Source organism: Haloarcula sebkhae, assembly GCF_014647415.1.
Classification (GTDB): domain Archaea; phylum Halobacteriota; class Halobacteria; order Halobacteriales; family Haloarculaceae; genus Haloarcula; species Haloarcula sebkhae.
Genome location: NZ_BMPD01000001.1, coordinates 559,837 through 578,999, shown reverse-complemented (window position 1 = coordinate 578,999; position 19,163 = coordinate 559,837). Strand labels below are relative to the sequence as shown.

The following is a 19,163-nucleotide window of genomic DNA, read 5'->3' as shown; positions in this document are numbered from 1 at the left end:
GCTAAATGCCTGTGGGCGAGCGGGTTTTGTCCGCGGCCTGCCAACCCCGACGTATGGTCGAGGAGTGTGACACCTGCGGCCGGTCGGTCTCTGCCGAGGAAGCCATTCGACGGGAGACGTTCGCCGACCTCGACACCGACCGCTGGCAGACGCTGTGCTGTCCGAACTGCGGTGCACGACTCCGAACGATATTCGTCGGGCCGGACTCCTGACGGGGGAAAGAGACAGGTGGCAGCAGTGTGTGGGGATGACACATGGAAGACGAAGCGTGGCGCTCGGTCGACATCATCCGGGACAACGACGGCGTACCGCACGTCCTCCAACAGAAGATGCTGGTGTTCACCAGCGGCGTCTCCGAGGAGTCGGCTGGCTACACGAAGCCAGCGATGGAACACCGGCTCGTACCGCTCAAGGAACTCACGAAGTTCGGGCAGTCGTAACGACCAGCCGTCGGGGCAGCCAGCGCTTGGACAGCTAGCCGGAGACCAGACCAGTTGGCCAAGAAACACCTCGGGGTACACTTTTGCGCCCGTCGGAACGAGTATCCACAATGGCGGAACCGCTGTACGTCGGCGTTGATCGGAGCGACGAGTCCTGGGTCGCTGTCGCGTTCACCGGCGACGGTTTCGACCACGCGTCGGTGTTCGACAGTATCGGTGAGTGCTGGTCAGCCTACGAGGAGCGCGCCCGCCGGATTCTGGTCGGGGTGCCGATCGGACTCGTGGAATCCGGCGAACCGGACCGCCGGTGCGACGAACTCGCCCGGTCAGTCCTCGGAGCGCGCAGCACGACGATCCACACGCCGCCGGTACGAGAAGCGACCCGAAAACAGCGCTACTCGACGGCCAATCGCGTCCACAGGCGCAAGACCGACCACGACCTCTCCGAACGGGCGTTCGCGCGCAGCGACAGCCTCGCCCGGGTCGACGAGCTCTTGCAGGAACTGCCCGAGGCCGCCGCCGCTATCCGAGAATCCCACCCGGAGGTCTGCTTCCGGGCCCTCGCCGGTGAGCCGCTTAGCTACTCGAAGCGCACTGCTGGGGGATACGCCGAGCGGATGCGGATTCTTGCACAGCACGACCGCGACGCCGCCCCGACAGTCCAGAAAGCCGCCGAAGCGACCGGTGGTGCAGCGGTGGCCGTCGACGACGTACTGGACGCCGTTGTGCTCGCGTACACGGCTGCCCCGGGTGACGGGGAGCTGTACACGCTCCCGCCTGAGCCGCCGCGGGACGCGGTGGGCCTCCCGATGGAGATCGTCTATCGGGCGGCGTCGCCACTCCTCACGTAGAATTGCCTATCGAGCGATGTCGCGACCGCTCACGTAGTGACGTGTCTCGACGAGCGCTGTTGCTCGTCGTGAGTTATGTACGTGCCAGCGCCACCGTCGTGTACGCTATGGTACACCGCGACCGCTGACAAGTGATTATAGTGCTAGACTGTAGACAGAAGCCGTCTTACAGTCGCGTGAGGTTGGTCGCACGCGGACCCTTGTCCGCCTGCTCGATGTCGAACTCGACTTCCTGTCCCTCTTCGAGGTCAGGGCCGCCGACGTCTTCCATGTGGAAGAAGACGTCTTCGTCCGCATCGTCGGTTTCGATGAAGCCGTAGCCACCAGTGTCGTTGAAGAAGTCGACAGTGCCTTCCGCCATTGTTAGAGCCTCGTGACGTTGTTGGCGCGCGGACCCTTGTCCGCCTGCTCGATGTCAAATTCGAGCTCCTGTCCTTCCTCGAGGTCCGGGCCGCCGATATCTTCCATGTGGAAGAAGACGTCCTCGTCCGCGTCCTCAGTGTCGATGAAACCGTAACCGCCAGTGTCGTTGAAGAAATCAACCGTTCCTTTCGCCATTGCAACCAAAGAGATGCCAGCACCACGGATAACAGTGTCGGTACGATGCTCTGGTAGGAAACAGAGAAAACCGACCGTCGTCTGGCGATTAGGGGATGGGTAATACTGTCATGGCGCACACGCAGCCAGCTCTCCCGGCTGGCTGTAGGCGCTCCGGTCCCGCGCTCGGTCTTACCGGCTTGCTAACCAAATGGAATTAGCCATTCGAGCACAAGTAGTAACCATGTACCGCGGTGTCCGGGCCCGCCTTGCGCCGTGGCTGCTCGCTGGCTTCGGCCTCGCTCTCACAGGTGCAGCCATCGTCTGGCACCTCGGTATCGAGACACAGCGTATCGGTCAGATCGGCGGCCCCGCGCTCGCGTTGGCCCTCGACGGGCTACTACCGCTGGTGCTGGCGTATGGCAGCTATCGCCTCGTTTCGTCGTCGATACCGGGTGAGCAGATCTGGACCGTTTTCGTCTGGAGCGTCGTTGGCAGCCTCGCAGTCGGGACTGTCATCGGTCTGAGCGTCCTCATCCGTATGATGGAGGGCCGAGTAATCGCCGAACCGGTGTTCGTCACCCTGTTGGCGATGGAGACGGGCGCTGTTACGGGACTCATCGCGGGCACGCTCGCGGTCCGGGCCCGTCAGGATGCCAGCCGTGCGACCCGAACCGCGAGCACGCTGTCGTTCGTCAACGACCTGTTTCGGCACGACATCGCGAACGGGCTTGTCGTCATCGACGGCCGGGCGACGATCATCCGGCGTAACGCCGACTCGGAGACGGTTCAAACGGCGGCGGACGCGATCCATGAGCAGGTAACCGAACTCGACAGTCTGGTCGACAACGCCGGGTCTGTCGTCGAAACCCTCGGTTCTGACCCGTCCTTCGAACCGACCGACATCGTTGGGATTACTAAGGCGGTGATACGGCGGATCGAGCAAACACATCCCATCGCTATCGAGCTTCGAGCCCCGGACAGCGCGATGGCATACACCAACGAGGCCGCTCGCCCGGTTCTCCGGAACCTCATAGAGAACGCTATCGAGCACGGGACGCCGGCGGCCGAACTCTCGGCCGAGGGGACCGCGACGGACGGGGCAGTGCTGCAGGACGAGGCACAGCGAGCGGAGACGGCCCAGTCGACGGGAGACGGCCACGATCACCCGTCAGTATTTGTCGCGATCCGCGAGACCGACGACATCGTCGAGATTCACGTGGTCGACGGCGGCCCGGGGATTCCCGAGGGCCAGCGCGACAGGATTTTCGACCCACGGGCGGGCGACACGCATGGTGGCGGCCTCCATCTCGTCGAAACACTCGTTACGAGCTTCGGCGGTGATATCTACCTTGCCGACACCGCTGGGAAAACTGACCTTGGATTGACTAATCCCGATCTTGACGGTGCGCACTTCGTCGTCGAACTCCCGCGAGCGTGACACGGTACGGCACGACCGACGTTTCTTGATTGTGGGGGGCACAGTGGGGGGTATGTTCCCTCGCCTGCGCGCACAGGGCCCGACTGTACTTATTCCGCTCGCGTGGCTGCTCGTGGGACTGGCCCATCTCGATGTGGTCTCTGACCGGACAGTGCTGATCTTCCACGTCGTCGCCGCCGTCCTCATCGCTGCGTTCGCCGTCCTTTCGTGGGACGAGATGGAGACGGGCGTCCTCCGGATCTGGCGCGACATCCTGCTCGTCGGGCTCGTGCTCACTGTTGGTGGTATTGTCGGCTTGCTCTACTCTCCGCTTCGGGTCCCGTTCTTGACGACGACGATACTGGGGTGGATGGTCGTTCCGGGTGTCGGCCTCTACTACACCGGGGCGCGCGTCCCAGCAGGTCAGCGGATGTACACGGCCGGCGCAGCGCTGAGCGTTCTCGGTGGGACGGTCTACGCCGGTGCACTGTTCCCGTCAGCGGAAACCGCGTTGCTCGCCGGCATCGGACTTGCGCTGGTTGGCCAGACGGTCGGCATCGTCCAGGCGGTCCGCCAACCGGGCGAGACCGGCTCAGGCTAAGGCAGCGTCGAGTTTCTCCACCGGATGCGGTGGCTCGCCGTCGCTTTCGTCCCAGTCGTCCAGTTGCGTGCGACAGGACGCGCCGGGCGCGACCACCGTGTCGCCGCGGCTCTCGCCGATCTGGTCGAACAGGATCGAGCCGATGGCCTTGCTCATCGAGAAGTGCTCGGCCTCGTAGCCGAAGGAGCCAGCCATGCCACAACAGCCCGAATCGAGCGGGTCCACATCGTAACCGGCCCGACGGAGGACGCCAACGGCGTGGTGGTCCTTCTTCGTCGCCTTCTGGTGACAGTGGCCGTGGTAGGTCAGCGTCTCGCCCGCCACGTCCCAGTCGGCCGCCTCGTCCAGCCGGAAGGTGTCGAGGTACTCACAGACACCGTAGGCGTTGACCGCCAGCGTCTCCACGTCCTCGCCCGATAGCAGGTCCAGGTAATCCGACTGGAACATCACGGCGTCGGACGGCTCGACCAGCACCACGTCCCAGCCCTCCTCGACTGCGGGGGCGAGCGCGTCCACGTTGTCCCGCGCGGTCGCTCGGGACTGGTCGAGAAAGCCCTTGGAATGAGCGGGCCGCCCGCTGTCGGTTCGGTCAGCCAACTGGACGTGGACGCCCGCGGCTTCGAGCACGCGGACGGCGGCTTTCCCGACTTCTGGATGGCTGTAGTTCGTGTATGTATCGGGGAACAGTAGCGCCCGTCGCTCAGCCTCGTCGGCCGGGACCTGCGGACCGCGCTCGTCGAACCAGTCTTGCAGCGTCGTCCGCTGGAAGCTCGGCAGCGTGCGGTCCGGGGCGATACCGATCACCTTTTCGAGGACGGTGCGAGCACCCGGAACCTTCGTCGCGAGGTTCGACAGCGGCGCGAACGCGCTTCCGAGTCCGGCAAGCGCGTCGACGTTCGCGAACAGTTTGTCCCGGAAACTGGAGCCGTGTTCCTGATGGTAGGCGTGGGTCACCTCGGCTTTGAGCTTCGCCATGTCGACCTCGCTCGGGCAGTCCTTCGCACACCCCTTGCAGCCGATACAGAGGTCCAGCACCTCGTGCATGAACTCCTCGTCGGTGGGGTCGTCCGGCAGGTCGCCGCTCATCGCCTGCCGGAGCATATTCGCCCGCCCCCGCGTCGTCGTCATCTCCTCCTCGGACGCGCGATAGGTCGGACACATCACGCCACCGGTCGTCTCCTGCGGGCCGCGACAGCCGCCACAGCCGTGACAGAGTTCGACCATTCCCTGCATTCCGTTGTCGTTGTCCCACTCTAGGGCGGGGTCGAAGCCGGCGTCGAACTCGTACTCCGGGTCGAATCGGAGGTTCTCGGTCATGTCGACCGTGCGTGCCCGCTTGGGCATCGCGCCGGACTCGACCTCGCCTGCGTCAACGCCGACGACCTGCCCGGGGTTGAGCAGCCAGTCGGGGTCGAACGCCGATTTGAGCTCTTGGAACGTCTCCCAGAGGTCCGCGCCGTAGAGCTTCTCATTCCACTGCGTTCGGGCGCGGCCGTCGCCGTGCTCGCCGGAGACGCTCCCGCCGTATTTCACGACGAGATCGGTCACCGCGTCGGCGATAGACTCCATCGTCTCGACGCCCTCGACCGACTTTGTGTTGATGAGTGGGCGGATATGGAGCACGCCGGGGCCAGCGTGGGCGTAGAAGGAGGCGAAGGTGTCGTGTTCCTCCAGTATTTCCTGGAATTCGGCGACGTACTCCGGGAGGTTTTCCGGCGGGATGGCGGTATCCTCGATGAACGAGCCGTGTTTCTCGTCGGTCGTCCGCGAGAGCAGTATCGGGAGGCCGGACTTTCGCATCTTCCAGAACTTCTCGCGCTTTGCCTCGTCGTGGGCCTCCATGGCGTCGAACGCACGTATCGGTGCGTCGACGACCGTCCGATCCGCAGTCGGGTCGGCGGCAGGGTTGACGCCGTTTGTTCGGTCCGCCAGCAGGTCGGCGACCTTCCGCCGGCCGGTCTCCGCGTCGTCGGCGTAGAACTCCACGATGAGCACCGTGCGGGTCCCCTTGGGCAACATCCCAACCACGTCTTCGAACTCGGCGGTGTCGCAGGCTAGGTCGATGAGCACGTCGTCGAGCACTTCGACGGCCGCGGGGTCGTGTTCGAGGATGTCCGCAACGTCCTCCATGGCCTCGATGAGCCCCTCGTAGGCGAGCAGCGCCATCGACTTGGTCTCTGGAATCGGCTCCAGCGACACCTTGGCCTCGGTGACGATGGCAAGGGTCCCTTCGCTGCCGGCCAGCAGCGAGGCGACATTGACGGTCCCGTCCTGTGCGTCTTCGAGCACCCAGTCGAGGTTGTACCCCGAGACGTTGCGCTTCAGGTCCGGGTAGTGGCTCTCGATTGCCTCGCCCTCCTCGGTGAGTATCCGCTCGATTTCGGCGTAAATCTGGGCTTCGAGATCGCCGTCGGAGTCTGCTCGGTCGCGCAGTTCCTCGCGGGTGACCTCGCTAAAGGTGGTGACGGTGCCGTCCGCGAGGACGACCTCGCACTCCTCGATGTAGGCGTCGGTCTTGCCGTACTGCAGGGAGTGGGCTCCGGTGGAGTTGTTGCCGATAGCGCCGCCGAGGACGCTCTTGTCGCCCCACGCTGGGTCTGGTGCGAATTTCAGTCCGTGGTCGGCCAGCTCCCCGTTCAGATCGCCGAGCTTGATCCCCGGCTGGGCCCGCGCTCGTCGGTCGTCGGGCCGGGCTTCGAGGAGGTCGTTCATGTACCGCGAGAAATCCAGCACGACGGCCTCGTTGACAGTCTGGCCGGCGAGGCTCGTCCCGCCGCCCCGTGGCAGAACCGGAATCTCCCGCTGGGCGCAGTAGGACATGACTGCAGCCACGTCATCGGTCGACCGCGGATAGACGACGCCGATGGGCAGCACCTCGTAGAGGCTGGCGTCTGTTGCGTACAACTGTCGCGAGTACTCGTCGAATCGTACCTCGCCGTCGACGCGCGCCTGTAGGTCATCGACGAGGCCAGACCGAGCGACAGTGTCGTTCTGATAGTCGTAGTTCGATACCTCGTCGGCCGAGGGGTCCATCCGGATGCCGGAATCGGTTGCCATAGTTTAGTTCGTGTACAGTTGCCCAGCCACCGACGGACCGGGCACTCGGCGGTTTGCTCTGGCTGTTCTAGCTGTACGCCTGACAAAACAGTTCCGCTACGGTATCCCATCACGCGCTTTCGAGTCGGCCGAACACAGGCTGGCACGGTATTTCGGATTTCCCGTGATAGCACGTGTTACGCAACTGTTAATATCAACACGAGCTTATATAAGGTGATTATGACACACCGCAACGACCCCTTCGAGACGATGCTCCGGTTCTTCGCACAGACGCAACAGGAAATGATGGACGACAGTATGGGCCAATGGACAGGGACCGATTCGGGACGCCGAATGTTCGACGCTCCCGAAAACCGCGCCGACCGACCAGCCGCTAACATGCGCTCGGACGACCACCGCCGATACGGCATCGACACGAACCTCCACGTCGACGAGACCGACGACGGATACGCCGTGATGGTCGACCTCCCGGGCTTCGAGCGCGACGACCTCGCCGTTCGCTTCGAGGACAGCGTCCTCAGCATCCAGGGCGAGACCACGGTCGCTACGGAGACCAGCGACGGCGCTCGCCGACACAGCCGACGGGTCGCCGAGCGAGTCGCCGTTCCCCAACCGGTCGTGGACGACGACATCACTGCCACATACCACAACGGGGTCCTCGAAATAACGCTGCCCCGTGCCGACGACGCCGACGATTCGAACCGAATCGATATCGAGTAGACCCGTTTTTCGGCTGTTGTCCGACGATGGATCACCGCTGATGCTCGCGAGCATCTCCGAGTCGGACGCATCGGCACGGCTTCTCGACCTCTACGAACGGACGCAGTTCGTCAAGTGGTGGACGCTCGTGGTGGGCGAGCGTCCCGAGTCTGTCGCGTGACTACAGGTCGACAGTCACACGCAGTTCGCTGTCGGTTATCGTCCCGATGGCATCGGCGGCGACCTCAATGTCGTCTTCGTCGGCGTCACCGAGCCCGAGCCCCTGGACCCAGGCTTCGGTGAGGTCCGGCTCCGGCTCGACGTACGCGACCTGCCTTTCCGGGTCGACCTCGGTCACGATACCGATCTGTTCTCCCTGTGCGTCCATGAGAAACTTTCCCTCGTCTTCTGTCGATAATACTGCCATTTCGTCTGACACCACAGGCCGGACCCAGTAATAAACGTCGGTCACGCCACTCCGCCAGCTTGCCCTTTGCCCCTGCTAGTCACATACGCTCTTGCTCGCTAGTACCGCGAGAAGTTCTCGTCGGGATAGATCCCCTCGTCAGTGATATCTACCACGTCCAGCGTCGCCAGGCGACTGAGACGGTCCGCCGCGTCACCCTCGTCGATCCCCAGTTCTACCGCCCGTGCCAGCACGCGGTCATGGCTGGGTACGGACTCGATGAACCCGTCGCTGTCCGTCTCCGTTTCCTCCGCGATGATCGCTTTCAGGATGGCCCCGTGTTCCCGCTTCGACGGCGTCGTGCTGTCGCCGGTCCAGTCCACGCTTAGGGTCCCGTCTTCGTTGACGTGGGAGACGACGAATCCGTCCGGCAGCGCTTCCGTCACCGCCGCTACCAGCGCTGCCCGGTCGAGCCGCGCCTCGAACCGGAACCGTTTGCCGTCTTTGGACTGGCCGAGACTCCCGACATTCGTACCCGCTTCTGCTATCGCCTCCGAAACCGCGTCGGCAAGCCGGTCCTGTACTGACGCCGCGACGGCATCCCGCTCCGCATCGAGGTCTGTGAGTTCGTCGGTCAGGGTCGCGTGGCGCTCCATCTGCTCGTGTGCTGGCTCCTCTGTCATACCCATGCTACTCGTCGCCACCGAAGTACCTGTTCCGGTGACTAGGACGGACCGACGCAACAGTTAGTCGTTCATGGTCACAGTAACTGGAGATACAAAATCGGGATGCCGCCTCCCGGACCTCAACTGGTGGTTTACATGCCCATATGACATTTCCCCATGTAGATGACGAGAAACGCAGATCGTCGAATCGAGAATCTGCAGGAACGTATTGAGCACGCCGAAGAGATGAGTGGAGACGACCAGAACGTGCTGCAGGCCTTCGACAACAGACTCGCCCTGCTCGGGAGTCAGTACGGGAAGGAACGCCGTGAAAAGCTCCTCAGGCACTGTGTGCGTATCGCCGAGGAAGTCGGCGGACTGGCCGACTCTCTTGACGACAAGCGAGCTGCCGAGGACATTGTCCGCTGGATTCACGACACCTACGACAACGAGGAATCCAACCGGGACTACCGGGTTGCCTACAGGATGTTCGGGAAGCATGTCACCGACGGCGACGAGATTCCCGATAGCATCTCGTGGGTGTCCGCAACCACGTCGAAGGACTACAATCCGATGCCGAACCCGGCCAAAATGCTCTGGTGGGACGAGCACATCAAGCCCATGCTCGATGAGTGCCGTCACGCCCGCGATAAGGCGCTCATCGCTGTCTCGTGGGACTCCGGGGCCCGGAGTGGTGAAATCCGAAACCTCACCGTCGGAGACGTTTCTGACCACAAATACGGTCTGCGTATCTCCGTCGACGGGAAGAAAGGTGAGCGGTCGGTCATCCTGACGACCGCCGTTCCCCAACTCCAACAGTGGCTGAACGTGCATCCAGCCCCGGAACAGCCCGATGCCCCGCTCTGGTCGAAACTCAACAAACCGGAGGACATCAGCTACCAGATGAAGCTCAAAATCCTCAAGAAGCACGCACGGAAGGCGGGTGTGAACCACTGCGACGTGACTTTCACCCGTATGCGGAAGTCCTCCGCTTCCTATCTCGCTTCGGACGGCGTGAATCAGGCCCACATCGAGGACCACCACGGCTGGGACAGAGGATCGGACGTTGCCTCTCGCTACGTCGCTGTCTTCGGCGACGCCAACGACCGCGCTATCGCACAGGCACACGGCGTCGACGTTGAGGAAGACGAGTCTGACCCGATTGCGCCGGTTACGTGTCCGCGGTGCCGAAACGAAACGCCCCGAGACGAACCCACCTGTGTCTGGTGTAGTCAAGCGATGGACGCGGCTGCGGTCGAGGAACTGGAAGCGGAGCAGCGGGAAACTCGGGCGGAACTGCTCCGTATCGCTCGGGACGACCCCGAGCTGCTCGACGATCTCGACCGCGTCGAGCAGTTCATCGAACTTGGAGACGAGAACCCCGAAATCCTCAGAGAAGCGCGGGAGTTCGCCACTACCGGACAGAGCTGAAGCGGACACCGACTACACCTCCTCCTTAGCGCGCTCGATCTCGTTCTGTACGTCGTGTAGAGCCGGTTCATCCCCGTACCGAATGAGTGCCCGCAGTGCAAGTGCTCGGACGAACTCGTCGTCACCGTGCTTGATGATGCGGACGAGCGTGTCCTTGTTCTCCTGGACGAACTGGTCCCCGTCTGCGCTCTTCGCCGTCATTGAATCACCCCCTGCGGCGACAGTCCGAACTCACTCGGTCGATGCGATGCGACGTGGTGGGAGACTCGCTTGTTCCGAAGGTCGATGCCACAGACCGGACACTCGACGAGTCGAATCTTGTCGTGGCCGAACCGCTCAATCATCCCGCTCACTCCCAGACTGGCGACTGTTCAGGTGGTGTGCGATACTTCGCTGGGTCGACGTTAGCTCATCGTGTCTGAATTCCATCGTCCGATGAAGGCCGGTTAGGCCGGCGACACCGGACCGGGAGTGAGTCGTCCCCAAGTGCTAAGTATCTAGCTCTAGTAACTAAGATTGGGAAGACATCTTCCCGGTCCAATCGATTCAAAACGTATGGCCCAAGCCTGGTGAGCTTGTCAGGGCCATACGTTTGCACTTTACCACGTTTGAGAGTCATCTGTCTGAATCCTGTAAGTTGTTTGTTGGTTGTATTCTGTGTATTGAGTCCTTATTCGGTGATTTCACTTAGTTTCTGTTGATTAGTTAATAAGTTAATTAGTTAGTTAATTACTAAGCAATTCATCTCCGTTCTCGGATTGGTATTGTGCTGCATGTGTATCCCATAGTGACTGGCTCTACTTAGTATATGTCAATGAATGAATAATTGATTGAATGAATGAGTGAATGGGTTAGTTACGCCTCCTATCGGGGTGTGTCTCAGTCTCCTCTCGGAGTTGAGAAAGGGCGTCTTCGAGCTTTGGGATAGCTTCTGTGCGGTCGTAGTCCGGCCGTGTCAGAGTCCGAAGGGCCGGTTCAACGTGTTCGGTGGCGACGTGTGCGGCGAAATCATCCGAGATAGCGGGCTGTGGCTCCGCTGGTGGGTCGACCGAGAGCGCAGCGACCGCGGCCGCAGCACCGAGGAACTGCCGTCGGCTTGGGTCGTTCGTCGAGGCGATGCTTTCATTTCCGCGTGTATCATCGGTTGACATGGGTTCTTGGCTTGTGTTGAGAACCCGCGGTCGGTGTCCTTGCACCGGCCATTTCCAAATGGCGTAGCCGCGGTGTTCTTATTCCCACTTGTGGCAACATGGGACTTAGTCTTTTGCCATATATGGGAAGTTGCCGCAAATGGGAACCTTACAGGCCTACGAAGGGCACAGTATAATGAGATGCCCCCCAAACAGGCTTCGCAAATGGGACGCCGCCGCGCACTACTCACAGATACCGAGCGGGAACTCCTCGAAGCCGAGGAGAAGTCCGACCGGTACTACCAAGCTGTTTCTCGAATCCGCCGGAAGATCGATGAAGAACTGTCTCAAGATCTTGATATTCTAGAAAAGCATCATCCAGAGTTATTCGAAGAACTCCGTGACGCTGTTGAGGAGCAAGGTTAGAACTCCTAGAATCCCGATAGAGCCCTCTCAGGTATTATACACACGCTGAAAATAGGATTTATTGACGATTTATTCAGCAACCGCATCAAGTCGCTCTTGCAAATAAGCCTGCAACTCATCATCGCAACAGTAGATATAGCACCCTTTCATCCCTCGTGTCATGAGTGTCCGGTAGGTATTCTTGATTAGTTCATCAGCCAACTCCTGTGCTTTCTCAGGCTCTTCGTCAAACATCTTCTTCATACCAAAGACAGAGCGATCACTGCTGGCGCGTTCCTCGTGGTCAGTAACTATTTCGCCGTCCTGATACCGGAGATCAGGACCAATGATCACTCCCGCATAGTCGAACTCGAGCCCCTGGCACGTATGGATGCAGCCTACCTCGTCGATTGACCCTTCGGCGATAGCCCAAGGGTCGCTACTTTTGAGATTCCAGCTACGTCTGTAGTCACCTATCTCGATATCGACGTAGTCTGGGTCACTCTGGCCATCTGTATCCCACTCCCAGCAATAGCCGGCCACGACTCGAGATAAATCGGTTTTTTCGTTCTTTCGTTCAATGGCCTCGTGGAGTGCTTCTGGTGAATCGAATAACCGAACATCAAAATCAAGATCAATGTCTTCGGGTGTTTCTGTATCGCCTATCTGCAGCACACCGTCAACCCACTCAATATAGTCTCCGGACCCGCCACATCGTAACTGAGACTCTAGCGCAGTCTCCTCTATTTCTGCGCCCAACTCATCTGCAAACTTTCTGATTTCGTCCTTGGATCCGATATCGTCGATATGCACGCGCTGACTCTCGTCAATAAAGAATACGCTGAACTGCGCGGCGTTGATGATTTCCATAATCTGGTTCTCGCCACGACCAAAGAAGTTCGACTCCTCGTTGAGACGATGTGCTTCATCGGCGATGAGCGCTGGGACAGCGTTCGCCTCTTCGTCAACATAGCTTCCAGCACCCTTGAATAGATGATTGATCGTCTTGACCATCATATCGCCTCTGAGCTTCTGTTCGTACACATCTCGGGGTGCAGCGTTCTTCGAGACGTACTGTGCGGTCAGATCGTTTTGCAGCAGCTCTGCTAGGATGTTAATCGCCACAACGGTCTTGCCCGTCCCTGGTTCTCCCTCAACGAGAAGAACACGTTTCTGTCCGTCTTCTTGGCACTGCTTCGCCAGCTCGATTGCCCTTTCGAAGACGACCTTCTGGGAATCTAGTAGGGTGAATTCATGATTGCCGTTGAGCATCTCCCGAACCGAATCCTGCAGCGATTTACTGGGCCTGAGACCGCTGTCCGCAATCTCGTGGAGCAGCTCACCTCCATCACCGACTTGAATTCGCTCCTCCAGATAATCCCGGAACTCAACGGCATCGCCCTTGAGGTACAACGGTGCTTCCTCTGTATACGGTGCGTAGATTTCGTTATCGATAGCCGAGCGATACTCAGGTTCGTAGTTGTGGAGGTATGCGACCGGATGGAGGTTGATTGGTGTCTCCTGAATTTGGATATTGAAGTCTCGAAGGAAATTCGCGTAGGCCCACGCTTGGTAGCTCGGATGCGTTGTCTCCCGAATACCACCACCGACGTACGTCTCTACGATGCCGTCTTTCCCATCGACTCGCTCGGTGTCTTCGCCTTCCCACTGTTTCAGCTCCACCACGACGACATTCGCGTTACCGTCTTTGTCTCTCCCAGAGATCATGAGGTCGACACGCCGCGATGTTAGTGGAATTTTGAACTCAATGGCAACGCCAGCGTCGTCTGGAATTTCACTTCCAGCGAGGACCTTATGGATATACTGGAACGAGTTCCGCCAAGCCCGCTTCTCATTGGGACTCACCCCACCGAGCCCCTTCGCTGCGTACTCGGCTTCTATTCGTGAAACAAGGTTATCCGACAGAATATCGTCCAGGAGTCCCGATTTGGTGCTCTCGTAAATCAGCATTTAGTCTACTCGTTATATTTTCTGTTGCTAGACTCGTATTCTTCTTTCGGGTACCGCTCTCGGTTTTTTTCGATCTTCGTCTCTAGCGCGTCCTCAAGATCAATGTCATGTAAATCTGCAAATCGCAGGAGGAAGAACAATACATCGGCGAGCTCGTCTTCAACCTCGGACTGCCTGTCTGGGTTGGATATTATTTCTAATTGCTCTCTTTGGCTCTTGAATCGAAAGATGTCGAGCAGTTCGTTGGATTCAGTGGATAGTCCAATAGCTAGGTCTTTCGGACTGTGGTACTGACTCCAGTCACGCGTCTCGCAGAACTCTCGGATTTCTTTGTTTAGGTCGTCGAACTGCATATCTCTGACTGGGCGTATAAAATACATAACTGCAATGCTGTGAGCGAACTATACTGGGGACATCGACTAATTACAGTGTAGCGTACTTGATTGTAACAATGGAAAGCTAGTCTTCTGAGGGATGCTCTCCGTATAGAGAGTACAAATCCAGTGATGGGTGGACGCTTGCTATTGGTTTGATTTTGCTTTCCCCGTTGCGCTCACCCGAACGGACACAGGAGCCGGTGTGGATCTGCTTATCCTTTCTGGCTGCTCTTGCCCCTTCGCCTGAGATCGAGCCGAAAATACCACCGTTCAGGCGGATTTTAGCCACTGGTCATCTTGCTGTTTGAGCGCTGCTTGAGGGCGCTTGTTCCCCTGTTTTGCTGCTCTCCGAGCCCGGCCACCGAGACCACACCTTCAGCGGGGGTAAACCACCCTTCTCTGGTTGCTCTCGCCCCTTTGTTCTATATCGAGAGTGAACGACCACCGCTCACAGTGTGCTTTCGCCGCTGGTAGTTCTACCGCTTAAGCGCTGCTTGAGGGCGCTTGTTCCCCTGATCTTGCTGCTCTTCGATCCCGTCGCCACCGGGAGGGAGAGAATATTGCTACTACCACCCACTTTTCTACACCCACTCAAGCGAAGATTTGCGTTGCTTGAGGGCGCTCTATTCCCTGCTCTTGCTGCTCTTCAATGCTGACCACAAGACCACTCCTTCAGTGGGGGCAAACCACTGCTTGAGCACCCCCTTACTGGTTGCTCTTACCACTCCGTTTCGTATTGAACGGGAACGACCACCGGTCAAGAGGTCCTCCGCTGCTGGTCGTTCTGCCGCTTGAGGGCTACTTGAGACCCCTCTTTCTCCTGTTTTTGCTCGTTGCAAAGACGAGACGAAAGAGCAGCCAATTTGCAAGAATGATTTCACCCCCAATACGCCTGTTAAGAGCTGCTTGATACTGCTCTACTACTCGTTTTTGCTCGACATGGTTGAATTGCCCCCTTGAGCACCGGTCTACCCCCTGCTTCGAGGGAATGTGGAAAGTGCTATTTACTATCCGAAGCCATCGAAGTTCATGTCGAATCCCTCAGTGGTCCTCCAGCGTGTCGCTCGTGATTTTGCCGACGCGATCCCACAGGCCGATGCCGACGCACAGCACAGCCGGTGGAAGGCTGGCATCGGTCCCTTTGAGGAGGAGAATCAGATTGAGATGATCTTGGACGAACTGCCAGCGGAACGCGCTGGTGAAATCAAGACCGAAGTTCCGTATCCGGGCAACCAACAACGGTGTGACTTGGTGGTCGACACCGACGGTATCCGCTTCCCGATTGAGGCCAAGCTGCTCCGGTTCCGGCTGGATAACGGGAACATCGATCCGAATATGTACAAGAGCGTCTTCAGCCCGTTCCCCGAGCAGGGCTCGTCGTCGATGCTCACCGACGCTCCGAAGCTTGTCGAGTCAGGTTTCGACCAGCCGACCGGGCTACTCGGGCTCTACTACGAGAAGGACGGCGAGGAGTACGACCAACTACGGGCGGAGGCGATAGCCGAGAAGTTCCAGCGTGACGTTTCGTACTGGTACGACATCAACGTCGAGACCACGGCCATCGAGCCTTTCGATGGGCTCCAGCACCCGCACCACCAGCACGGCGCAGTCATCACTTGGCTGCTCTTGGATGACTAAATGCTCTGAGCTACGTGATTCGCTGGCCCTTGCGGTTTGTAATCTCCGTTATCGAGTCATCCTGTCGATGTATTCCGCCATAACCCACCGGAAAGCGATGAACACTGCCGCTCTTGATGATTGGTCGCTCCTCCTAACATGTGGATTACAACCGAACCGGCACATATCACGGACACACATGGTTCAGTTCCACACATCCCCCTCGACGAAGGATTCCAACACTCAGCAGACTCCACACGAGAACGAATCTGATGCGTTCAAGCGGCAGATCGGAGAGGTAGTTGTGACCCATCTCAGTGGGGCGCAATCGGTTCGCGTCTGGTACGCCGATGGGATGATTCAGGTGGCAGAATCTGGCCAGTCAAGTGAACGGGCGAACCCAGTCACAGAGTCCTCTCCTTCCAGCGATAGGGAGACAGAGAGAAAAGCAGAAAATCTAGAGATAGCGTCCTCGCATCTAGCAGACTCACGGGCTGGCGATAGAGAGAGTTCTCTATCGGCGGATAGCGCGATAGCAGGTCACGAATCGAACGACCTTTCGAACGTTCAAAACCTCACAGAGAAGCAGGCCAAAGCGTTCCTGCTCTTGGAGCAGACAAATGGCGAGATCTCGATCAGTGAGTTAGCTGAACGAGCAGGCTATTCCAGCAAAGGTGGAGCCCACAGTGCGAAGGAGAAATGGCGAGACTCTCGGGCCTGATCTTAGCTCATGAGAGGGTTGTTCCCTCGAACTCCTCGTTGACTACGCCAGCGGTCGGCGCATTCAGATACGGTTCGATGGCAGAGAACGACGACCAGCCACCGACTTCCATCACTACACGGGGATTCATCCGCTCTCTGACGAGTAGTGTCTGAGCATAGTAGCGCCGGAGATCATGACTCGATACTTTTTCCCAGTCGGCATTTCCCGTCTCCTCCCCCACGCGCTCCGCTGTTTCCTTCACACGTCGCTGGACAGATCGCTCGGTCAGATCGATGATCGGCTCGTCGCGGTCAATCTCTTCGACGTTAGCATAGCGAAGGACTTCGCTTTCAACCTGCTCCGGGAGATATGCATCTCTGGGCTTCCCGCCACTACCTTCGGTGTCCTTTCCCTCGGGAACACGGAGCCGAGCATGCCCATCAACTTGTGTAATATGCTTTGGACAGACCTGAGGGATCTCAAAGGAGCGGAGCCCGACTTCACCGCCGAGCTGAACGATGAGCGAATCTCGATAGCTCCCAGCTGTTTGTTTGAGTTGCTTGTACTCATCCGGGGTAAGCCAGCAGCGATACGAGTGATGATTCTCGTTACGCTTGATTCGCATGGATAGTTCTCAATGATAAGTCCGACATCATAAACCACCGTTTGGCCCGAAGCAGTCAGCTATAGCCCGATATGTTGGGTTTTGTGTCGTAGTTCTTGGTCAACTACGAAATTCAAATGCCCTATCTCTACCTCATAGCTCTCAGGCAACTCATCAATGCGGACATTGACGACTATTGGACGTACCCTGTTGTAGCTTCGGCAATCCTCTGGAGAACCTCTTGCTGATCCGCTTCCAGTTTAGCGTACTCTCATGTCTTAATTTCGACGGGGAATCTATCCACCTCATCTCGTAACTCACGGCGGGTTCGGCCACTAGCTTCGTCCTATAGCCACTGGATTAAAGCACTACAAGACGTTTGTCTTTCGTATTATAACGAAATTGAGTTCACGCTACCTAATTAATGCGTAGTACTGCACAGTGGGTCGCAGTTGCTATGATAATATAATATTTGAGTCAGAATCCGTGATATCTTTATCTATTTGGGCTTTGGACCACAGGTAAGGGAAGGACTTTTGAATGAATGGTGTTCAGTTCATACACGACAGACAGTGAGTGAAAATGTCTACTGATTCAGATAGCACACAGCAGAGCCTCATATCTCCCCGGCTATTCATAAAAAGTGTCCGAGACCTAGGTCTCGATACCATAGATGCAGTCAATGAATTTATAGATAACAGCTTTGACGCAAATGCTGCGAACATCTGGATTACCGTTGAAAACAACGATAGAGGAGGTCTTAGATTAGTTGTTGAGGACGATGGAGAGGGTATCCCAGAAAATGAAATTATTGAAGCGCTGAAATTCGGAGGGCAGATTGACCGTGATCGGCGAACAACTGGGAAATTTGGTTTTGGTCTCCCCTCATCGGCATTTTGCCAAGCGGAGCATACAGAAATTTACTCTACTACTGCTGAAGAAGATCAGTTTTACAAATCTCAATTAAAGGTTGAACAGTTACTTGGAATGGACGAAGAGGATATTCACATCCCATCCCCGGAGCCAGTAGATGAGCTCCCTGAAGAAGTATCTAATAATTTAGATGAAGATAGCACGCAAGGCACGATAATTCATATTCCTAATCTTCGGCGCCCGGATCGTAAGACCGCATCCGCACTGTCTTCTTTTCTTAAAGAGAATGTGTCACAGACTCAACGAGAAGTCATCCAGGAGGGTCATAAAATCCACATGAATGGTGAAGAGGTCCCGATTCATGACCCCCTCATGTGGATCGATGAATCATATGAAGTTCAAGAACTAGACAAATCAAAGAGAGAAACAGAGTTCACTATCGAGTATCCCGACTGGGGGGAGGAAGACGAAGTCCCTAAAGTAACGGTCGAAATTTTCCTTCTTCCAATGCGGGAGATAATCCGAAGAGAAGCACAGGATGAATTCAACATCAACCAGAGCAATCAAGGGTTTTACATAATACGCGAAAATCGAGAGATTGGTGAAAGCCTAACACTAAGTTTATTCACTCGCCATAATAATCTAAACTATTTCAGGGGTAGAATACATTTCCCAGAAGAATTAGATGACCTATTCGGCGTACAAACAAACAAAAGCCGGTTCTCATTGGATAGTGAACTTAGGAACGACATAAAAGACCATGTCGGGAAAACTACAGCCTCGCTCCGAAACACTATTTCGCAGAAGCGCGAGATGCTTAAAAATGAGTTTTCTTCTGCCGAAGAGTCGTTTAGCCGAGCAGAAAGGGTAGCGAACGAATTGGTCGATTTTCTTCCTCGGAGTGACTATAATTCAGACAGTAATGAAATAAAGAATCAAGAGACGGATATTAAGAATTTGTTAGAAGGATTAGAGGAAGATGATGAGCTCTCGCCTCAACAAAAAGAAAGTCTCCGGGAAACCTATGAGCTAATGCTGGAGAAAGACTACTATTTCGAAGTTACAGAGGCGAATCCAGCTTCAGGGAATTTCTATGAGGTTGAATGGAGTGGAAAAGAAATAGAGGTTCAAGTAAATACTCAACATCCATTTTATGAAGAATTGTACCGTCCGCTCACAGCCGATTCTGGGAAAGAGATAGATAGGTCCGATATTAAGCTGCTGGTTGACCTCCTTCTGATTACACTTGCAAAACGAGAGGATGCAGTCTATGGGAATGAGCAATTACGAGACTTCTATGAACGCGAACGTCGAAAATGGACTACTATCCTATATGACCTCTATGAAAATGCAGATGATCATATTGGCGGATAACC

Annotated in this window: 23 protein-coding genes; 12 read left to right on the top strand and 11 right to left on the bottom strand. The window is 57.3% G+C overall.

Annotated elements, in window-relative coordinates:
* The first annotated feature begins 53 nt into the window (after positions 1-53).
* The 3 genes from IEY38_RS03045 (at position 54) to IEY38_RS03035 (ending at position 1,291) form a co-directional block, all read left to right on the top strand.
* Positions 54-212 carry a hypothetical protein gene (locus tag IEY38_RS03045; RefSeq protein WP_188975232.1) on the top strand — a complete coding sequence of 53 codons (159 nt, stop codon included), beginning with the start codon at positions 54-56 and terminating at the stop codon, positions 210-212.
* Between the two features lie 42 nt (positions 213-254).
* Entirely contained in the window at positions 255-440 is a 186-nt protein-coding gene (locus IEY38_RS03040; RefSeq protein WP_005537226.1) for a hypothetical protein, read from the top strand.
* Positions 441-550: 110 nt separating this feature from the next.
* The gene (locus tag IEY38_RS03035) at positions 551-1,291 is read left to right on the top strand and encodes a DUF429 domain-containing protein (RefSeq protein WP_188975230.1); all 741 of its coding nucleotides are present in this window, start codon (positions 551-553) and stop codon (positions 1,289-1,291) included.
* A 166-nt stretch (positions 1,292-1,457) separates the two neighbouring features.
* Here the strand turns inward: IEY38_RS03035 and IEY38_RS03030 are convergent, their stop codons facing one another.
* Positions 1,458-1,652, bottom strand: coding sequence for a cold-shock protein (locus IEY38_RS03030; RefSeq protein WP_004515391.1), 195 nt, complete (start codon positions 1,650-1,652; stop codon positions 1,458-1,460).
* Between the two features lie 2 nt (positions 1,653-1,654).
* The gene (locus tag IEY38_RS03025; protein ID WP_004515390.1) at positions 1,655-1,849 is read right to left on the bottom strand and encodes a cold-shock protein; all 195 of its coding nucleotides are present in this window, start codon (positions 1,847-1,849) and stop codon (positions 1,655-1,657) included.
* 223 nt (positions 1,850-2,072) lie between these two features.
* Here IEY38_RS03025 and IEY38_RS03020 point away from each other — a divergent pair, with 223 nt between their 5' ends.
* Positions 2,073-3,269: an ATP-binding protein gene (locus IEY38_RS03020; protein WP_229775212.1), complete on the top strand. Its 1,197-nt coding sequence runs from the start codon at positions 2,073-2,075 to the stop codon at positions 3,267-3,269.
* Between the two features lie 52 nt (positions 3,270-3,321).
* Entirely contained in the window at positions 3,322-3,849 is a 528-nt protein-coding gene (locus tag IEY38_RS03015) for a hypothetical protein (protein WP_188975226.1), read from the top strand.
* On the opposite strand, the gene IEY38_RS03010 is transcribed toward IEY38_RS03015, so the two are convergent.
* On the bottom strand, positions 3,841-6,906 hold the full coding sequence (locus IEY38_RS03010; RefSeq protein WP_188975224.1) for an FAD-binding and (Fe-S)-binding domain-containing protein: 3,066 nt from the start codon (positions 6,904-6,906) through the stop codon (positions 3,841-3,843). The two genes, IEY38_RS03015 and IEY38_RS03010, sit on opposite strands and share 9 nt — an antisense overlap.
* Positions 6,907-7,125: 219 nt before the next feature.
* Between IEY38_RS03010 and IEY38_RS03005 the strand changes: the two genes are divergently transcribed.
* Both IEY38_RS03005 and IEY38_RS03000 read left to right on the top strand, forming a co-directional pair.
* Entirely contained in the window at positions 7,126-7,626 is a 501-nt protein-coding gene (locus IEY38_RS03005; RefSeq protein ID WP_188975222.1) for an Hsp20/alpha crystallin family protein, read from the top strand.
* Between the two features lie 16 nt (positions 7,627-7,642).
* A complete protein-coding gene (locus IEY38_RS03000) occupies positions 7,643-7,786 on the top strand; it encodes a hypothetical protein (protein WP_229775211.1) in 144 nt (47 codons plus the stop codon).
* Here IEY38_RS03000 and IEY38_RS02995 read toward each other — a convergent pair whose 3' ends face one another.
* A complete protein-coding gene (locus tag IEY38_RS02995) occupies positions 7,787-8,032 on the bottom strand; it encodes a hypothetical protein (protein ID WP_188975221.1) in 246 nt (81 codons plus the stop codon). It abuts the gene before it with no gap.
* A gap of 98 nt (positions 8,033-8,130) precedes the next feature.
* Positions 8,131-8,700: a hypothetical protein gene (locus IEY38_RS02990; protein WP_188975218.1), complete on the bottom strand. Its 570-nt coding sequence runs from the start codon at positions 8,698-8,700 to the stop codon at positions 8,131-8,133.
* Positions 8,701-8,859: 159 nt separating this feature from the next.
* Here IEY38_RS02990 and IEY38_RS02985 point away from each other — a divergent pair, with 159 nt between their 5' ends.
* Positions 8,860-10,107, top strand: coding sequence for a site-specific integrase (locus IEY38_RS02985; RefSeq protein ID WP_188975216.1), 1,248 nt, complete (start codon positions 8,860-8,862; stop codon positions 10,105-10,107).
* 12 nt (positions 10,108-10,119) lie between these two features.
* Here the strand turns inward: IEY38_RS02985 and IEY38_RS02980 are convergent, their stop codons facing one another.
* The 3 genes from IEY38_RS02980 to IEY38_RS02970 form a co-directional block, all read right to left on the bottom strand.
* Positions 10,120-10,308 (bottom strand): hypothetical protein, encoded by a 189-nt coding sequence (locus IEY38_RS02980; RefSeq protein ID WP_011224159.1) that lies wholly within the window; start codon positions 10,306-10,308, stop codon positions 10,120-10,122.
* Positions 10,305-10,451: a hypothetical protein gene (locus IEY38_RS02975; RefSeq protein WP_188975214.1), complete on the bottom strand. Its 147-nt coding sequence runs from the start codon at positions 10,449-10,451 to the stop codon at positions 10,305-10,307. The genes IEY38_RS02980 and IEY38_RS02975 overlap by 4 nt, the downstream gene beginning before the upstream one ends.
* 507 nt (positions 10,452-10,958) lie before the next feature.
* Positions 10,959-11,258, bottom strand: a complete 300-nt coding sequence (locus tag IEY38_RS02970; RefSeq protein WP_188975212.1) for a twin-arginine translocation signal domain-containing protein — start codon at positions 11,256-11,258, stop codon at positions 10,959-10,961.
* A 204-nt stretch (positions 11,259-11,462) separates the two neighbouring features.
* Here IEY38_RS02970 and IEY38_RS02965 point away from each other — a divergent pair, with 204 nt between their 5' ends.
* Positions 11,463-11,663, top strand: a complete 201-nt coding sequence (locus IEY38_RS02965) for a hypothetical protein (protein WP_188975210.1) — start codon at positions 11,463-11,465, stop codon at positions 11,661-11,663.
* Between the two features lie 69 nt (positions 11,664-11,732).
* On the opposite strand, the gene IEY38_RS02960 is transcribed toward IEY38_RS02965, so the two are convergent.
* Both IEY38_RS02960 and IEY38_RS02955 read right to left on the bottom strand, forming a co-directional pair.
* On the bottom strand, positions 11,733-13,613 hold the full coding sequence (locus tag IEY38_RS02960) for a DUF2075 domain-containing protein (protein WP_188975208.1): 1,881 nt from the start codon (positions 13,611-13,613) through the stop codon (positions 11,733-11,735).
* 5 nt (positions 13,614-13,618) lie between these two features.
* Positions 13,619-13,966 carry a nucleotide pyrophosphohydrolase gene (locus IEY38_RS02955; protein WP_188975206.1) on the bottom strand — a complete coding sequence of 116 codons (348 nt, stop codon included), beginning with the start codon at positions 13,964-13,966 and terminating at the stop codon, positions 13,619-13,621.
* Positions 13,967-15,019: 1,053 nt separating this feature from the next.
* On the opposite strand from IEY38_RS02955, the gene IEY38_RS02950 reads away from it, so the two are divergent.
* On the top strand, positions 15,020-15,628 hold the full coding sequence (locus IEY38_RS02950) for a transcriptional regulator (protein ID WP_188975204.1): 609 nt from the start codon (positions 15,020-15,022) through the stop codon (positions 15,626-15,628).
* Between the two features lie 67 nt (positions 15,629-15,695).
* Positions 15,696-16,328, top strand: coding sequence for a hypothetical protein (locus IEY38_RS02945; RefSeq protein ID WP_188975202.1), 633 nt, complete (start codon positions 15,696-15,698; stop codon positions 16,326-16,328).
* A 7-nt stretch (positions 16,329-16,335) separates the two neighbouring features.
* Here the strand turns inward: IEY38_RS02945 and IEY38_RS02940 are convergent, their stop codons facing one another.
* Complete coding sequence (locus IEY38_RS02940) at positions 16,336-16,935, bottom strand: site-specific integrase (RefSeq protein ID WP_188975201.1); 600 nt, start codon at positions 16,933-16,935, stop codon at positions 16,336-16,338.
* Between the two features lie 561 nt (positions 16,936-17,496).
* Here IEY38_RS02940 and IEY38_RS02935 point away from each other — a divergent pair.
* Entirely contained in the window at positions 17,497-19,161 is a 1,665-nt protein-coding gene (locus IEY38_RS02935; protein WP_188975199.1) for an ATP-binding protein, read from the top strand.
* Positions 19,162-19,163 lie beyond the last annotated feature (2 nt).

Excerpts from the sequence above, each read along its gene's own strand:
- IEY38_RS02940 (WP_188975201.1), bottom strand. The coding sequence starts at position 16,935 with ATGCGAATCAAGCGTAACGAGAATCATCACTCGTATCGCTGCTGGCTT.
- IEY38_RS02945 (WP_188975202.1), top strand. The coding sequence starts at position 15,696 with ATGTATTCCGCCATAACCCACCGGAAAGCGATGAACACTGCCGCTCTT.
- IEY38_RS03035 (WP_188975230.1), top strand. The coding sequence starts at position 551 with ATGGCGGAACCGCTGTACGTCGGCGTTGATCGGAGCGACGAGTCCTGG.
- IEY38_RS02975 (WP_188975214.1), bottom strand. The coding sequence starts at position 10,451 with ATGATTGAGCGGTTCGGCCACGACAAGATTCGACTCGTCGAGTGTCCG.
- IEY38_RS02950 (WP_188975204.1), top strand. The coding sequence starts at position 15,020 with ATGTCGAATCCCTCAGTGGTCCTCCAGCGTGTCGCTCGTGATTTTGCC.
- IEY38_RS03040 (WP_005537226.1), top strand. The coding sequence starts at position 255 with ATGGAAGACGAAGCGTGGCGCTCGGTCGACATCATCCGGGACAACGAC.
- IEY38_RS03025 (WP_004515390.1), bottom strand. The coding sequence starts at position 1,849 with ATGGCGAAAGGAACGGTTGATTTCTTCAACGACACTGGCGGTTACGGT.
- IEY38_RS03005 (WP_188975222.1), top strand. The coding sequence starts at position 7,126 with ATGACACACCGCAACGACCCCTTCGAGACGATGCTCCGGTTCTTCGCA.
- IEY38_RS02965 (WP_188975210.1), top strand. The coding sequence starts at position 11,463 with ATGGGACGCCGCCGCGCACTACTCACAGATACCGAGCGGGAACTCCTC.
- IEY38_RS03030 (WP_004515391.1), bottom strand. The coding sequence starts at position 1,652 with ATGGCGGAAGGCACTGTCGACTTCTTCAACGACACTGGTGGCTACGGC.
- IEY38_RS02995 (WP_188975221.1), bottom strand. The coding sequence starts at position 8,032 with ATGGCAGTATTATCGACAGAAGACGAGGGAAAGTTTCTCATGGACGCA.
- IEY38_RS02935 (WP_188975199.1), top strand. The coding sequence starts at position 17,497 with ATGTCTACTGATTCAGATAGCACACAGCAGAGCCTCATATCTCCCCGG.
- IEY38_RS03045 (WP_188975232.1), top strand. The coding sequence starts at position 54 with ATGGTCGAGGAGTGTGACACCTGCGGCCGGTCGGTCTCTGCCGAGGAA.
- IEY38_RS03015 (WP_188975226.1), top strand. The coding sequence starts at position 3,322 with ATGTTCCCTCGCCTGCGCGCACAGGGCCCGACTGTACTTATTCCGCTC.
- IEY38_RS03020 (WP_229775212.1), top strand. The coding sequence starts at position 2,073 with ATGTACCGCGGTGTCCGGGCCCGCCTTGCGCCGTGGCTGCTCGCTGGC.
- IEY38_RS02960 (WP_188975208.1), bottom strand. The coding sequence starts at position 13,613 with ATGCTGATTTACGAGAGCACCAAATCGGGACTCCTGGACGATATTCTG.
- IEY38_RS02980 (WP_011224159.1), bottom strand. The coding sequence starts at position 10,308 with ATGACGGCGAAGAGCGCAGACGGGGACCAGTTCGTCCAGGAGAACAAG.
- IEY38_RS02985 (WP_188975216.1), top strand. The coding sequence starts at position 8,860 with ATGACGAGAAACGCAGATCGTCGAATCGAGAATCTGCAGGAACGTATT.
- IEY38_RS02955 (WP_188975206.1), bottom strand. The coding sequence starts at position 13,966 with ATGCAGTTCGACGACCTAAACAAAGAAATCCGAGAGTTCTGCGAGACG.
- IEY38_RS03010 (WP_188975224.1), bottom strand. The coding sequence starts at position 6,906 with ATGGCAACCGATTCCGGCATCCGGATGGACCCCTCGGCCGACGAGGTA.
- IEY38_RS02990 (WP_188975218.1), bottom strand. The coding sequence starts at position 8,700 with ATGGGTATGACAGAGGAGCCAGCACACGAGCAGATGGAGCGCCACGCG.
- IEY38_RS02970 (WP_188975212.1), bottom strand. The coding sequence starts at position 11,258 with ATGTCAACCGATGATACACGCGGAAATGAAAGCATCGCCTCGACGAAC.